Annotated in this window: 18 protein-coding genes; 9 read left to right on the forward strand and 9 right to left on the reverse strand. The window is 63.3% G+C overall.

Annotated elements, in window-relative coordinates:
* Positions 1–186: 186 nt before the first annotated feature.
* From ABVQ20_RS25480 to ABVQ20_RS25505, 6 genes are all read right to left on the reverse strand, one after another.
* Entirely contained in the window at positions 187–669 is a 483-nt protein-coding gene (locus ABVQ20_RS25480) for a DUF992 domain-containing protein (RefSeq protein ID WP_354462425.1), read from the reverse strand.
* An 85-nt stretch (positions 670–754) separates the two neighbouring features.
* A complete protein-coding gene (locus ABVQ20_RS25485; RefSeq protein WP_354462426.1) occupies positions 755–1,231 on the reverse strand; it encodes a DUF992 domain-containing protein in 477 nt (158 codons plus the stop codon).
* Positions 1,232–1,393: 162 nt separating this feature from the next.
* Positions 1,394–2,236: a tetratricopeptide repeat protein gene (locus tag ABVQ20_RS25490; RefSeq protein WP_354462427.1), complete on the reverse strand. Its 843-nt coding sequence runs from the start codon at positions 2,234–2,236 to the stop codon at positions 1,394–1,396.
* A gap of 192 nt (positions 2,237–2,428) precedes the next feature.
* On the reverse strand, positions 2,429–2,701 hold the full coding sequence (gene rpsU / locus ABVQ20_RS25495; RefSeq protein ID WP_023675331.1) for a 30S ribosomal protein S21: 273 nt from the start codon (positions 2,699–2,701) through the stop codon (positions 2,429–2,431).
* A 179-nt stretch (positions 2,702–2,880) separates the two neighbouring features.
* Positions 2,881–3,267 carry an SET domain-containing protein gene (locus tag ABVQ20_RS25500; RefSeq protein ID WP_354462428.1) on the reverse strand — a complete coding sequence of 129 codons (387 nt, stop codon included), beginning with the start codon at positions 3,265–3,267 and terminating at the stop codon, positions 2,881–2,883.
* Positions 3,268–3,387: 120 nt separating this feature from the next.
* Positions 3,388–4,146: an SDR family oxidoreductase gene (locus ABVQ20_RS25505; protein WP_354462429.1), complete on the reverse strand. Its 759-nt coding sequence runs from the start codon at positions 4,144–4,146 to the stop codon at positions 3,388–3,390.
* Between the two features lie 197 nt (positions 4,147–4,343).
* On the opposite strand from ABVQ20_RS25505, the gene ABVQ20_RS25510 reads away from it, so the two are divergent.
* Entirely contained in the window at positions 4,344–4,616 is a 273-nt protein-coding gene (locus ABVQ20_RS25510; RefSeq protein WP_354462430.1) for an Imm27 family immunity protein, read from the forward strand.
* 110 nt (positions 4,617–4,726) lie between these two features.
* Here the strand turns inward: ABVQ20_RS25510 and ABVQ20_RS25515 are convergent, their stop codons facing one another.
* Positions 4,727–5,095, reverse strand: a complete 369-nt coding sequence (locus ABVQ20_RS25515) for a YrdB family protein (protein ID WP_354462431.1) — start codon at positions 5,093–5,095, stop codon at positions 4,727–4,729.
* A 201-nt stretch (positions 5,096–5,296) separates the two neighbouring features.
* Between ABVQ20_RS25515 and ABVQ20_RS25520 the strand changes: the two genes are divergently transcribed.
* From ABVQ20_RS25520 to ABVQ20_RS25555, 8 genes are all read left to right on the forward strand, one after another.
* Positions 5,297–6,550, forward strand: a complete 1,254-nt coding sequence (locus ABVQ20_RS25520) for a sarcosine oxidase subunit beta (RefSeq protein WP_111548724.1) — start codon at positions 5,297–5,299, stop codon at positions 6,548–6,550.
* A gap of 2 nt (positions 6,551–6,552) precedes the next feature.
* Entirely contained in the window at positions 6,553–6,975 is a 423-nt protein-coding gene (locus ABVQ20_RS25525) for a hypothetical protein (protein ID WP_354463137.1), read from the forward strand.
* A gap of 12 nt (positions 6,976–6,987) precedes the next feature.
* Entirely contained in the window at positions 6,988–7,284 is a 297-nt protein-coding gene (locus ABVQ20_RS25530) for a sarcosine oxidase subunit delta (RefSeq protein ID WP_354462432.1), read from the forward strand.
* Positions 7,281–10,274: a sarcosine oxidase subunit alpha gene (locus ABVQ20_RS25535; RefSeq protein WP_354462433.1), complete on the forward strand. Its 2,994-nt coding sequence runs from the start codon at positions 7,281–7,283 to the stop codon at positions 10,272–10,274. The genes ABVQ20_RS25530 and ABVQ20_RS25535 overlap by 4 nt, the downstream gene beginning before the upstream one ends.
* Complete coding sequence (locus tag ABVQ20_RS25540; RefSeq protein ID WP_354462434.1) at positions 10,267–10,851, forward strand: sarcosine oxidase subunit gamma; 585 nt, start codon at positions 10,267–10,269, stop codon at positions 10,849–10,851. The genes ABVQ20_RS25535 and ABVQ20_RS25540 overlap by 8 nt, the downstream gene beginning before the upstream one ends.
* Positions 10,852–10,937: 86 nt before the next feature.
* Positions 10,938–11,168, forward strand: a complete 231-nt coding sequence (locus tag ABVQ20_RS25545) for a hypothetical protein (protein ID WP_354462435.1) — start codon at positions 10,938–10,940, stop codon at positions 11,166–11,168.
* Positions 11,169–11,246: 78 nt separating this feature from the next.
* Positions 11,247–12,032, forward strand: coding sequence for a ThuA domain-containing protein (locus tag ABVQ20_RS25550; protein ID WP_354462436.1), 786 nt, complete (start codon positions 11,247–11,249; stop codon positions 12,030–12,032).
* A gap of 16 nt (positions 12,033–12,048) precedes the next feature.
* The gene (locus tag ABVQ20_RS25555; RefSeq protein WP_354462437.1) at positions 12,049–13,098 is read left to right on the forward strand and encodes a Gfo/Idh/MocA family protein; all 1,050 of its coding nucleotides are present in this window, start codon (positions 12,049–12,051) and stop codon (positions 13,096–13,098) included.
* 69 nt (positions 13,099–13,167) lie between these two features.
* On the opposite strand, the gene ABVQ20_RS25560 is transcribed toward ABVQ20_RS25555, so the two are convergent.
* Both ABVQ20_RS25560 and ABVQ20_RS25565 read right to left on the reverse strand, forming a co-directional pair.
* Positions 13,168–13,407, reverse strand: a complete 240-nt coding sequence (locus tag ABVQ20_RS25560) for a DUF680 domain-containing protein (RefSeq protein ID WP_354462438.1) — start codon at positions 13,405–13,407, stop codon at positions 13,168–13,170.
* A gap of 190 nt (positions 13,408–13,597) precedes the next feature.
* Positions 13,598–14,242, reverse strand: a complete 645-nt coding sequence (locus ABVQ20_RS25565) for a TetR/AcrR family transcriptional regulator (protein WP_354462439.1) — start codon at positions 14,240–14,242, stop codon at positions 13,598–13,600.
* Between the last annotated feature and the right edge of the window lie 37 nt (positions 14,243–14,279).

Consider the following 14,279-nt stretch of genomic DNA (forward strand, 5'->3'; position numbering starts at 1 on the left):
GCGGCGTCGGCGCCCGCCACCAGAAGCCAGCTTCGGTTTCCAGCAGGACCATGCACACCTCAAAAACGCCGGAGCTATCCGCGCGCTTCCGGCGCGGCGCTCCAGTCGGGGCAGGCTTGTAGGACCTCAACCGCGGTTGAGCTCAAGCACTATTTTTAGGGCACTATTTTCAGGGGGAATGCGTGATCAGTTCTCGGTGCTGCGCAACTGGAACTGGCTGACGCCGATGGCGAGGTTGATGCCGGTCTGCGTCTGCAGGCTGAGCGGCTGCAGCGTGAAGGATTGCGATGAGCCGCCGACCAGGAGATTGGCGCCGGCGCCGACCGCCGCCGTCACTTCGGCACTGGCCCCGACATAGTCGCCAGCCAGCGCGCCCGGCGCGTAGATGTTTTTCATCGGCGTCAGCACCAGCCACTGCATCACCGTCTGGTTGGTGGTGCCGATGTCCAGCCCGTATTTGTTGACGACGCCGAAATAGGCTTCCGGTGCGAAGCTCTTGTCCGTGGGGTTGAAGGTGCAGCTCAAATCCTTGGTCGAGCCGAAGATGAAGCCGGTGCCGCCACCGATGGCGCAATCGAGCACACCGAGTTCAACGCCCTGATCCTTGGCATTTGCATGCACAGAAAGCGCCGTCGCGATGATGACGGCGGCTATGCTCGTCTTTTTCATGTCGGTACCCCAAATCGTTCGGCGCGGAACAGGATGGGTTATCCTATCCGGTTCCGCGCCCAACGACAGAGGTTGATTTAGAAGCTTACTTGAACGAGTGGATCAGCTCGAGCGAGGTGACGGCGACAGCAAGATTGACGCCGGTCTGGGCCTGGACGCTGAGCGGCTCCAGCATGAAGGCGCTGTTGAAGCCACCAACCAGCAGATTGGCTCCACCACCGGTGATGACGGCGGCTTCGGCGTTCACGCCGTAGTAGTTGCCGGCGAGATCACCGCCGTTGCGGTCCCTGGTTGCCGCCAGCACGGCCCAAACCAACTGGCCCTGATGCGTCTGGCCGACGTCGACGCCGAGCTTCGAAATAACGCCGGTGTAGACTTCCGAGGGGCCGCCGTGATGCGGACGGAAGACGCAGGACACGCCCTTGTTGGAGGTGATGACATAGCCGGTGCCGCCGTCGATCGTGCAGTCGAGCGTGCCGAGTTGCAGCTTACCGGCGCTAGCCGGGGCAGCGGCGAACACTGCCGTGGCGAGAGCCGCGGCACAGGCGAGTTTCTTGATCATGGGAGGGTCCTTTCGCAAATTGCTTCGAATAACGGTCGAGAGCCCCCGAGCGTTCCGTCGAAAACTTGGCGCGATCAAGGCAACAGTTAATGCACCGTTAGCGGAGGGGCCAAAGCTGCATTGGACCAGCGGTGGAAACCGCCATCTGGCAACAGTTTTTGATCAGCTGACGCGAGCCAGGCCGTCCTTGGCCGGCTGGTAGGTGGGATCGAGGCGGATGGATTCGCGATAGGATTTCGCTGCCTTGGCCTTGTCGCCGCGCTTCTCGTAGACGAGGGCCTGGTTGGCCCATGCCTCGGCGTTGCTGCCATCGAGCTTGATCGCCATGTTGAAGTCGGCGAAAGCGTTGTCCACGTCGTTCGTGGCCAGGTAGGACAGGCCGCGGCCGTTGTACGGCTCGGCCGCGTCCGGCGCCAGCGAGATGGCGGTCGAGAAATCCTCGATGGCGAAGGCATGCTGGCCCTGGCTCTGATAGATCAGGCCGCGATTGTGGTAGGCGCGCGCGTCGGTCGTATCGAGCTGGATCGCCTTCTGGAAATCGTTGAAGGCGTCCTGGGTGCGGCCGGCCTTGCGATAGAGATTGCCGCGGCCGATATAGGCGGCGTCATAGTTGCCGTTGATCTGGATCGACTTGTTGTAGTCATCGAGCGCGGCGGCCTGATTGCCGAGGAAGCGCTGGATGAGGGCGCGGTTCGAATAGGCCTGGTAGAAATTCGGGTTGAGCTGGATAGCGGTGTTGAAGTCCTTCAGCGCCGCCTGGTACTGGCCGCCACGGCCATAGGCGGAGCCGCGCACATTGTAGCCTTCCGGATCCTGGGGACTACGCTGGATCACCGCCGACAGCGACGAGATGTTCCCGCTCGAGCCTTGCGCCTTGTCGATGTTGTTGAACTCGCCGTTCGGGTTGTTCGTCTGGCAGCCGGCAAGGGCCAGCCCTGAGAGCAGGACTGCCGTCAGGGCGAAGCCGCGAAATGCGGCCCTGCGCTCTACGGGGATTGCGTTCATGTCTGCCCTGTCCTCGCTTACGCCGTCTCGCTCAGCTCCGGTTCCCCCCTCCGGGCCGGTTCGATGTCATCGCAAAATGTCAGAGCGTATGCTGTGCGTCCAAATGGAGCCACTTCGCTCTAAACAAAAAGGTGGCGGCGATTCCGCATCGCGCCACCCTTGGTATCCTTCGAAAAGGACGAAAAATTGGCGTTAGAACCGCGGCGGACGCGGTGCACCCGCACCGGCAGCACCTGCGGCGACCGGACGCGGCGTCATCGGCAGCAGGCCTTCGCGCTGTGCGCGCTTGCGGGCCAGCTTGCGGGCGCGGCGAACGGCTTCCGCCTTTTCACGGGCACGCTTCTCGGAAGGCTTCTCGTAGTGACCACGCATCTTCATTTCGCGGAAAATGCCTTCGCGCTGCATCTTCTTCTTGAGAGCGCGAAGCGCCTGGTCAACATTGTTATCGCGGACGAGTACCTGCACGGGCAATCCTGTCTTTCGGGTTTGATATCATCAGGCAGGCGACCATAGCCACCTAGCCTCCGCAGCGGTTTACACCACGAATTGTGGCGGCTGATAGCAGAATCGGGACGCGCTGTCCACAGTGGAATCGAATGCAAAGGCCAATCAGGAGTCGTTCGCCGCCAAGTCCCTCGCCGCGGCTAGGCCGTTGCCAGGTGAAGCCGCTCGAAATCCTCGAAGAACTCGCCGTAGTCGCAGGTGATTTCCTCGCCGGCGGCGATGTCGCGCGTCGCGGTCGCCCCGCCATATTGCGAAAAGTCCGTATTCGGATTTCCGGCGTGGTTCATGAAACGCCCATTGTCGACTTCATAGACCATGAAGCCCGGACGATCAGGGCTTGGATAGGCATATCTGTCGAGCAATTCGCGAAGATGCGGCGGCGCGGCCTCATATTTGTCCATCGGGATCAGCCGGTCGAAGTCAGGATCGAGCCGCCAGATCGACGCGCCTTTGCGGATCGGCTCGGCGGCGAACACGCCGACACCCTCGATTGCGCTCTGTGCGACATAGGTTCTGATCAGCAGCATGGTTCCCATCTTCAAACAGAGGCCTTCGCCAGGAAGACGCAATCGCCAAATCGCGCCGAAAAAGCAAGGCCGGTTTTGCGACATTGTCGATTGCCGGCGCTGCCTCGACCGTAAAACGCTTCACGTCCGGTTGATCGAGACGCCGCCATCGGCGAACAGCGCCGTTCCGGTGGTGAAGCTCGACGCGTCGGAAGCGAGATAAAGCGCCGAGCGGGCAATCTCTTCCGGCTGCGCCATGCGCTTCAGGGCATGGATGCCTTCGACGAACGCCCGCGCCTCCGGCGTGGTCGTTGTGGCGCCGGGCGTGTCGGTGCCGCCGGGCAGCAGCGCGTTGACGCGCAAGCCCTGCGGGCCGTATTCGGCGGCCAGAACCTGCGTCAAACCGATCAGCCCGGCCTTGGCGGCCGCGTAGGCGGCCATGCCGGGTATGCCTGCGGTCCGGCCGACAAAGCTTGAAGTGAAAATCAGTGAGCCGCCGCTACGGTCCAGCATGGCCGGTATCTGATGCTTGGCGCAGAGAAAGGCACTGGTCAGGTTGGTGTCCATCGTTTCGTGCCATGTCGTAGGCGCCATCTCCGGGACCGAACCCATCAGGCCGACGGAACCGGCATTGTTGAAGGCGATGTCGAGTCCGCCGAAACTGTCGAGCGCAAGCTCGACGAGCGCTTTCGCATAGGCTTCCTCCGTGACATTGCCAGCGAGCGCGACCGCCGAGCCGCCGGCCTCCCGGATTTCCTCGACGAGCGTGTCGAGTTCTGCCTGACGCCGCGCGGCGACAACAAGTCTGGCGCCTTCCTCCGCAAAGAGTTTTGCGGTGGCGCGGCCGATGCCGGAGCTGGCGCCGGTGACGATGGCGATCTTGTTGGCGAGTGCGAGCATTGCTGTGATCCTTCCGTCTGTCTGGCCGACTGGTGCCGGCAACAAGATGGGCTGATCTCAGGCCACGCCTTCTGACGACACCCGATACCCGCGCAGTTGGATCTTGGTGGCTATACGGCTGGAGGCGCGCCAGAGTATGTTATTGCGAACGGACCTGTCCCATCTGGCGCAACCACCAGCACCGTGGCTCCAAAACAATGACGAAACTCGAACCCAATGAGCAGCTGCTAACAGGTAGTTGGATTGTTCAAGATGGCAAAGTTCGTGGTGACCCAATTTGCGTGCGGATTGAATGGCTGTTGGCTCATCATTTGCAGAAAGTCACCGATAGCCCGCAGTCGGGTGCTTGGGAAACGCTCTATCTAGACCCGCACGACGGCCGGTACTGGGAACGGACCTACCCGCACGGTGAACTTCACGGCGGTGGCCCTCCTCAATTGAAAAGGCTGACGCCCGACGAGGCAAAATAAATACGGCTCTGCCGTACTCGAAAAATGAGGTGGATTGAATTGCGGGGGGTGCACTGGCGGTCGTCGCAGCGGAGCCCGTTCGCTGCAGGCGAAAAGGCGATATTGGGCGACTACTGCCGCAACAGCCATCCCAGGCGATCGATCGAGAATACGTAGCTGACGAGGATGAGCAGAGCCATGATGATGCCCGTGGTGGTGTGACCGGCCAGATAGAATCCGGCCGCGCCACCGAACAGGATCACGAGTTCAAGCACCAGCCGCACCGCACCCGGTACTGGCACCGGCGCCCGACCTGACCGGCTCGGATCGTCCAATACCGCGAAGGTTCCCCAAGCCGCCGCTGCGACAAGCGGCAACACCAGAGCAGCGATCCAGCGCCATGTTTCGCCGGAGATGCTCCAGCTCGCCATGCCGAGGCCGAGCAAGGCGGCAAGCTCCAGCAGGAAGCGCAATGTCAGATTCCACCAGGCGTTGCCCATTCGTCACCTCCGTCCTCAAGTGCTGAGGATACTGGCCCACGGCAGCCGGATGAGCCAGATCGCATGCGTCTTTTTCGCCACGGCGCAAAACGGCAAGCGCCGTCGCAAACAGCGCAAGGATGACAGCGCGGTTTCGCTAGTGATACACCTCGCGCGCCGGGGCTGAGTGAACGCCCTGCCGCCATTTGCGAGGCCAGGACGTTGAAAAAATATTCGGTATTCGCCATCGCCCGTGAGGCCATGCGCGGCCATAAGGGCTGGGAGGAACAGTGGTCCTCGCCTGAGCCCAAGAAGGAATACGACGTCATCATCGTCGGCGCCGGCGGCCATGGCCTGGCCACCGCCTATTATCTCGCAACCGTGCACGGCATCACCAATGTCGCGGTGCTGGAAAAAGGCTGGCTTGGCGGCGGCAACACCGGCCGCAACACCACCATCATCCGCTCCAACTATCTCTATGACGAGAGCGCCGGCATCTACGACCATGCGCTGAAACTGTGGGACGGGCTGAGCCAGGAGCTCAACTACAACGTCATGTATTCGGCGCGCGGCGTCATGATGCTCGCCCACAATGTGCACGACATCCAGGTGCTCAAGCGCCATGTCCACGCCAACCGGCTGAACGGCATCGACAATGAATGGCTGACACCGGAGCAGGCGAAGGAATTCTGCCCGCCGCTCAACATCTCCAAGGATGCGCGCTATCCGGTCGTTGGGGCGGCGCTGCAGCGCCGTGGCGGCACGGCGCGCCACGACGCGGTTGCCTGGGGTTATGCGCGCGGCGCTTCGGCACGCGGCGTGCACATCATCCAGAATTGCGAGGTCACCGGGGTCAAGCGTGCGGCCAATGGCGCGGTCATGGGCGTCGACACGACGCGCGGTTTCATCGGCGCCAAGAAGGTCGGCGTCGTCGCCGCCGGTCATTCCTCGGTCATCATGAACATGGCTGGCGTGCGCATGCCGCTGGAAAGCTATCCGCTGCAGGCGCTGGTCTCCGAGCCGGTCAAGCCGGTGGTGCCCTGCGTGGTGATGTCGAACACGGTGCACGCCTATATCTCGCAGTCCGACAAGGGCGAGCTGGTGATCGGCGCCGGCACGGACCAATATGTCTCCTATTCGCAGACCGGCGGCCTGCATATCCTGCAGCACACGCTGGACGCCATCTGCGAGATGTTCCCGATCTTCACGCGCATGAAGATGCTGCGTTCGTGGGGCGGCATCGTCGACGTGACGCCCGATCGTTCGCCGATCCTGGCCAAGACGCCGGTGCCAGGCCTCTACGTCAATTGCGGCTGGGGCACGGGCGGCTTCAAGGCAACGCCGGGCTCGGGCCATGTCTTTGCCCACACCATCGCCAAGGATGATCCGCACCCGATCAACGCACCGTTCACCATCGAGCGCTTCCGTACCGGCCGGCTGATCGACGAGGCCGCGGCGGCGGCGGTGGCACACTGATGATGATGGCCGAGATGGCTGTCGCCATGCCGTTGGTGCTGGCGGGGGAACAGGGCATGTTCCACATCCCGTCGGCGGCCGAGGTGCGCACGCAGCCGATCAGCCGCACTGAGAACGAGACCAGCTGGCCGTTCTCCGTCGACAATGGCGTGCTGGCCTGCGTCTGGAGCGGGGGGCAGAAGGTGGTCATGTTCATCGAGAACAGACCTGCCAATCTGGGCGAGGACGAACCATTCGAGCCGCGTCGCGTCATCGTCACCACCGATCCGATCCAGCTCACCATCGGCAACATGGCGTATCGCGACCTGTTTCGGCCTGCCGCAAGCGTGGAGGAGCGCATCCGGCTCGTCGCGCCGTTCGCGGCCCTGGGCCAGAGGCTTTGCGATCAACCGGCCGGCGCCCATGTCGGCCACGGCGAATTGTAGGAACGAACACAAATGCTTCTCATCCGCTGCCCCTATTGCGAGGAAGAGCGTCCGGAGCTCGAATTCCGCAACGCCGGCGAGGCGCATATAGCGCGCTCCGCCAACATGGCCGGCGAGAGCGACGACGATTTCGAAAAATTCTTCTTCATCCGCTCGAATCCCAAGGGCATCATCTATGAGCGCTGGCGGCATATCCATGGCTGCGCCCGCTTCTTCAACGCGGTGCGCGACACCGTCACCGACAAGTTCCTCATGACCTACAAGGCCGGCGAGCCGAAGCCGTCGAAGCTCCCGGGAGTTGCCAAATGAGCGGTACTTTCCGCATTTCCGGTGCCGGCCGCCTCAAGCAGGCCAAGACCGCCCGTTTCAGCTTCGATGGCCAGTCCTACACCGGCGTCGAGGGCGACACGCTGGCTTCGGCACTGCTTGCCAATGGCGTCCATCTGGTCGGCCGCTCGTTCAAGTACCACCGTCCGCGCGGCATCCTGTCGGCCGGCGCGGAGGAGCCGAACGCGCTGGTCGAGATCAAGCGCGACGCGGCGCGCAAGACGCCGAACGTGCGGGCGACGGTGCAGGAGCTTTATGACGGGCTTGCCGCGCAGTCGCAGAACCGCTGGCCTTCTCTGTCCTTCGACGTCGGCGCGGTCAACGACCTGGCGTCGCCGATGTTTTCGGCCGGCTTCTACTACAAGACCTTCATGTGGCCGAAGGCGGCCTGGAAGAGCCTCTACGAGCCGAAGATCCGCGCCGCGGCCGGCCTCGGCGTATCTCCGGACAAGCCTGATCCTGACCATTATTCGTCGCGCTATGCGCATTGCGAAGTGCTGGTGCTGGGCGGCGGTGCGGCCGGCATCGCGGCGGCACTTGCCGCGGCCGAGACCGGCGTGCGCGTCATCCTGGCAGACGAGCAGGCAGAGTTCGGCGGCAGCCTGCGCTTCGAGAACGGCGCCAGGATCGATGGCCAGGACGGTTTTGCCTGGGCGCAGGCGGCGATCGCCAAGCTGAGCACCATGGACAATGTCCGCGTGCTCTCGCGTACGACGGCGTTCGGCTATTACGCGCAGAATTTCGTCGGGCTGGTCGAGCGCGTCAGCGATCATTTGAAGGCCCCTGGCCACGATCTGCCGCGCGAGCGGCTGTGGCAGGTGCGTGCGAAACGCGTCGTGCTGGCGTCCGGTGCCATCGAGCGCCACATGGTGTTCGCCGACAACGACCGTCCCGGCGTCATGCTGGCAGGTGCTGCCCGCACCTATCTCAATCACTATGGCGTCGCGGTCGGCAAAAATGTCGGCGTCTACACCGCCAATGATTCCGCCTATGCGGCGGCGATCGACCTGAAGAAGGCCGGCGTCAACGTCGCGGCGATCGTCGATTTGCGCGACCATCCGACCGGACCGGTGATCGACGAGGCGAGGGCGCTGGGCATCGAGGTCAATTTCGGCCGCGCGGTGATCCGCGCCGGCGGTAAGCTGCGGGTGTCGTCAATGACCGTGCAGCCGAAGAACGGCGGCGGCGAACGCACCATCCCCGTCGATGCGATCCTGATGTCGGCCGGCTGGACGCCGTCGGTGCACCTGTTCTCGCAATCGCGCGGCAAGGTCGCCTTCAACGACGAGACCAAGCGCTTCGTGCCGGGCGTCTACGCACAGGACTGTGTCTCCGTCGGCGCCTGCAACGGCACGGACGGCCTGTCGGCGAGCGTGGACGAGGCCTATGCGGCGGGCGCCAAGGCGGCCAGGGATGCCGGCGCGAAGACGGCCAAGGGGACGAAACCGAAGGTCGACGCGTCGGAGAGCTGGTCGCGCGGCATGCTGGGTGCCGCGCCCGGCGCCGGGCCGGACACGACGGTGAAAGCGTTCGTCGATTTCCAGAACGACGTCACCGCCAAGGACATCCGCCAGGCGGTGCATGAGGGCATGCGCTCCATCGAGCACGTCAAGCGCTTCACCACCAACGGCATGGCGACCGACCAGGGCAAAACCTCCAACATGCATGGCCTGGCGATTGCAGCGGAGACGCTGGGAAAGCCGATCCCGGAGGTCGGCCTGACGACGTTCCGGGCGCCCTATACGCCGGTGACCTTCGGTTCCATCGTCAGCCATGCGCGCGGGCCGCTGTTCGACCCGACACGCAGGACGGCAATCCATCCCTGGGCCGAAGCACAAGGTGCGGTGTTCGAGGATGTCGGCCAGTGGAAGCGCGCCTGGTATTTTCCCAAGGCGGGCGAGGACATGCACGCGGCTGTCGATCGCGAATGCGTCGCTGTTCGCAACAAAGCAGGCCTGTTCGATGCCTCTACGCTGGGCAAGATCGAAGTGGTTGGCCCGGACGCGGCCAAGTTCATGGAACTGCTCTACACCAATCCTTGGGAGAAGCTGGAACCTGGCCGCTGCCGCTATGGCATCATGCTGCGCGAAGACGGCTTCATCTATGATGACGGCGTTGTCGGCCGGCTGGCGCCGGACCGTTTCCATGTGACGACGACGACGGGCGGCGCGCCGCGCGTCATGAACCACATGGAGGACTATCTCCAGACCGAATTCCCGCATCTCAATGTCTGGCTGACCTCGACCACCGAGCAGTGGGCGGTCATTGCCGTGCAAGGGCCGAAGTCGCGGGACATCATCGCGCCGCTGGTCGAAGGCATCGACATGTCGGATGAGGCGTTGCCGCATATGTCGGTGCGCGAAGGCAAGATCTGTGGCGTGCCGACCCGCCTGTTCCGCATGTCGTTCACCGGCGAGCGCGGCTTCGAGGTCAACGTGCCCGCCGATTACGGGCAGGCCGTCTGGGAAGCGCTGTGGGCCGAGGGCCAGAAGCACGGTGCGGCCGCCTACGGCACCGAGGCCATGCATGTGCTGCGCGCCGAAAAGGGCTACATCATCGTCGGCCAGGATACGGACGGCACGGTGACGCCGAACGACGCCGGTCTCGACTGGGCGGTCGGCAAGAAGAAGACGGACTTCGTCGGCATCCGCGGCCTGACGCGGCCGGATCTTGTCGCCAAGGGCCGCAAGCAGCTTGTCGGCCTCAAGACCAAGGATCCGAAGGTAGTGCTGGAAGAGGGCGCGCAGATCGTCGAGGATCCCAAACAGGCGATCCCGATGAAGATGATCGGCCACGTCACGTCGAGCTACTGGTCGCAGAATTGCGGGCGCTCGATCGCGCTGGCGCTGGTCGCCGGTGGCCGCGACCGCATGGGCGACACACTCTATGTGCCGATGCCGAATGGGGTGATCGAAGTGGCGGTTACCGGCATGGTGTTCTTCGACGAGACGGGAGGGCGCCTCAATGGCTAAGGCTGCTGCAAAGACAACGGCCCCGGCGACATCGCCTTCGGTCGAACGCCGTCCGGCGCTGGCCGGACGCACGACCACCTCGACCAACGTCAAGGTCGAGGTGCTGCCGCCGGCCGAGCGTATTTCATTGCGCGCGCCGGAGACATCGATTGCTGCGCTGTCGAAAGCACTCGGCGTGACCTTGCCGCAGAAGCAAAAGACTTCGGCCTCGAAGGCCGGGCGCACCGCGCTGTGGCTTGGCCCTGACGAGTGGCTGGTCATCGACGAGGCCGGCAACGATCCGCTCGCCGATTGCGCAGGGGTTACCGCACTGCATTCAGCTGTCGGCATCTCACATCGCAACATCGCAATTGCCGTTACTGGCGCAGGTGCGGCCGCGACGATCAATGCGGGCTGTCCGCAGGATCTTTCGCTCGATGCCTTCCCTGTGGGAGCGTGTTCGCGCACCATCCTGGGCAAGACCGAGATCGTGCTGTTGCGCAAGGCACCAGATGACTTCCGGGTCGAGTGCTGGCGTTCCTTCTCGGACTATGTCTTTACTTTCCTGTCAGAGGCGGCGCGCGACGGGGCGGCTTGATCCGAACCGCCGGGGTTCCGGCTGAAGCGGTCAGGAACGTTCAGGGCAGCGGGCCGTTCTCCTGGGCAAGCCGAGGGAGAATGCCGATGCCGTCGAAATCCGCGCCGAAATCACAGGTCAAGAAGTCGCCGGCCGTGCGCTCCCTGGAGCAAGAGCAACGCGAAGAGCCCAGCGTCGAGCAGGAGCTCGAAGAAGGGCTTGAGGACACGTTCCCGGCCAGCGACCCGATATCGATCACCGGAACGGCCATTCCCGGGGCTCCCGCAAGACCGGGAAAGGCCAAGACCGTTCCCGGGCGCAAGAGCCGCAAGCCCTGATTTCCCCAGTTTCGCTGAAGCGCCATCTTCTCAACGTACTGCCATATCAGCTATTTAAAGCGCTTTGGGAGATGAAAAATGCCGATAAAAGCCGTCGTCTGGGGTGAGAACGTCCATGAGCAGACCAACGCAGCCGTGCGCGACCTCTATCCCAAGGGCATGCATGGCACCATCGCCGCGGCGCTGAACCAGGACAAGGGCATCGAGGCGACCACCGCCACCTTGCAGGAGCCCGAGCACGGCTTGAGTGAAAAGCGTCTTGCTGCCACCGAAGTCCTGTTGTGGTGGGGCCATGCCGCGCATGGCGAGGTCAGGGACGAGATCGTCGAGCGGGTGCAGAGGCGGGTATGGGAAGGCATGGGTCTGATCGTGCTCCATTCCGGCCACTACTCGAAGATATTCAAGCGGCTGATGGGCACGCCCTGCTCGCTGAAATGGCGCGAGGCTGGCGAGCGCGAGCGGGTGTGGGCGATCAATCGCGGCCATCCGATAGCCCAGGGCATCGGCGAATGCCTGGAGATCGGCGAGACGGAAATGTATGGCGAGCCGTTCGCGGTGCCGGAGCCGATGGAGACGGTATTCGTCTCCTGGTACGAGGGTGGCGAGGTGTTCCGGTCGGGACTGACCTACCAGCGTGGTGCCGGACGGATCTTCTACTTCTCCCCGGGTCACGAAACCTATCCGATCTATCACAATGAGGGCGTACAGCAGGTACTGCGCAACGCCGTCCATTGGGCGCGCAATCCCGCGCCGGCATGGTCGGGGATCACCAATGCGCCAAACGTGCCGACGCACGCGGCCAAGGAGACGATCGTCCAGAAGGGCCTGCGCCTGCATGCCGATGGCGACAAGGGTCTCAGTTGATCAGGGGTTTGGGCTGATGCACCGTCTGCTTTTGTTGGGAACCGGCGGCATCGCCGGGCACCATGTCGAAGAGTTTGCCAAGATCCCGGGTTGCAGTATCGTCGCCTGCGTCGACCAGGTGCCGGGCCGCGCGGCCGCGTTCGCCGCCACCAACACAATCGGTGACTTCTTCGAGAGCCTGGAAGCGGCGATCGCCTGGGGCCAGTTCGACGCCGCCATCAACGCGACGCCGGATGGCGCGCACAAGGCAACGACGCTGGCGCTGCTTGCCGCCGGCAAGCATGTCTTCTGCGAAAAGCCGCTGGCGCCGAACCATGCCGATGCGCTGGTGATGACGGAGGCCGCCGAGGCGGCCGGGGTCGTCAACATGGTCAACCTGACCTATCGCAACTCACCGGCGATCCAGGAAGCGCGACGCATGGTGCAGGCCGGCGAGATCGGGGAACTGCGCCATGTCGAGGCGAGCTACCGGCAGAGCTGGCTGGTCAGCAAGTCGTGGGGTGACTGGCGGGTGGAGGACAAATGGCTGTGGCGCCTGTCGAGCCGGCACGGTTCGACAGGCGTCCTGGGCGATGTCGGCATCCACATCCTGGACTTCGCCACCTATGGCGCGGCTGACGATATCGTCAGCCTGCATGCCGATCTGGTGACGTTTCCGAAGGCCGAGGGAGACCGGATCGGCGACTATGTGCTGGATGCCAATGACAGCGCCGCCATAACCGCGCGGATGAAATCCGGCGCGCTCGCCACCATCGTTGCCAGCCGCTACATGACCGGCAACACCAACGAGCTGTCGCTGGCCATGCACGGCACCAAGGGTGCGATCAAGGTGGAAACCGATGGCAAGGTTTCGCACCTGTCGGTTTGCGTGGGCAAGGATATCGACCATCAGCGCTGGCGAACGCTGTCCTTAACCATCGTGAAGCGCAATGCCCGGCGTTTCGCAGAGGCGCTCGACGCCGGCCGAAATGGCGATCCGTCCTTCCGGCGTGCCGCCGACATGCAGAAACTGATCGACGCGGCCTTCGAGAGTTCGGCTGCGAGGCGACCACTGACGGTCGCCTGAGAAGGTCTTTTCGGAACCAGTTTCCGCCCTAGGAGATCGGCCCGAGGGTCTGCTTTCCGCTGCTTCAGATTAGAAGCTCGGGACGATCCACGGGTTGATGTCGATGCCGATCTTCGGGCCCTTGCCCTGGGTGGAACTGGTCGCCTTTTCGATCGATCCCGTCGCGCTGCAATCAAGCTTCACATGGGTCTTGGCATCGACGCAGGTCGCCGCGGCTGGCGCCTGCTTGACGGGCTGGGTAGCGCTGGCGGCGAATGCCGAGCCCGAAAGTGCCAGCACGGCGGCGAGGGTGAGGATTGTCTTTTTCATTGTCAGTCTCCGTTTTCGACGGTGAATTTTTATTCGTACGTGTACGATATGCCGTACAGATACGCCTGCCGATCTCGAAGTTCAAGCCAAATCGTACACGTACATTAGATTTTTGTTAACCATAAAATTCCACGCCCCGGTTTCGGCGGGGGATGGGTGGTGAGGAAATGTGGGACGAAGGAGGTGATGGTCAGCAGTTGACCGGGGTCTCGGTCAGCGGCGGCACGTCCTGCATGCTCAGCGAAGCCAGCGTGGAGTCGCACATCCGCTTCACGAAGGCCCGTGGATCGCCGAACGGATAGAAGGGGAATGTGATCAGCAAGGAGATCGTGCCGTGGCCCACCGCCCACAGCATGGTGGCGATGGCGCGCGGGTCGCCCTTGAGCTTGCCTGCGGCAACGCAAGCTTCGACCCGTCTGATGAGCACCTTCATCGCCGGGTTGCCTTCTTCCATCTCGGCGAAGGTCTTGCCTTCCGGCGGCCTGGTCTTTTCGGTCATGAACACGGTGCGGTATTCATTGGGATTGCCGAGCCCAAAGGCGGCATACTCCGTCATGACCGCCTGCAATGCCTCGATCGGATCGTCGGACGGATGCTCCTCGATGCGCCGGGCCAGCGTCTCGAACGCGTCCTCGGCGAGCGCGAAGAGGATGTCCTGCTTGTCGGCGAAGTAGGAGTAGACCGACATCGGCGCGTAGCCGACGCGCTTGGCCAGCTTGCGGATGGTCAGGCCTTCATAGCCTTCTTCCTGGACGAGCTTGTGCGCGGCCTCGACAAGCTCGCTGCGCAGTTCCGCCTTGTGTTTTTCCCGGCGCTTCTGGACGCTCAGCGGCACTGCCTGCCTGCCTTTTGTTGGTTGATGCCTGGCTAAA

The sequence above is a fragment of the Mesorhizobium shangrilense genome (assembly GCF_040537815.1).
GTDB classification, from domain to species: Bacteria; Pseudomonadota; Alphaproteobacteria; order Rhizobiales; family Rhizobiaceae; genus Mesorhizobium; species Mesorhizobium shangrilense.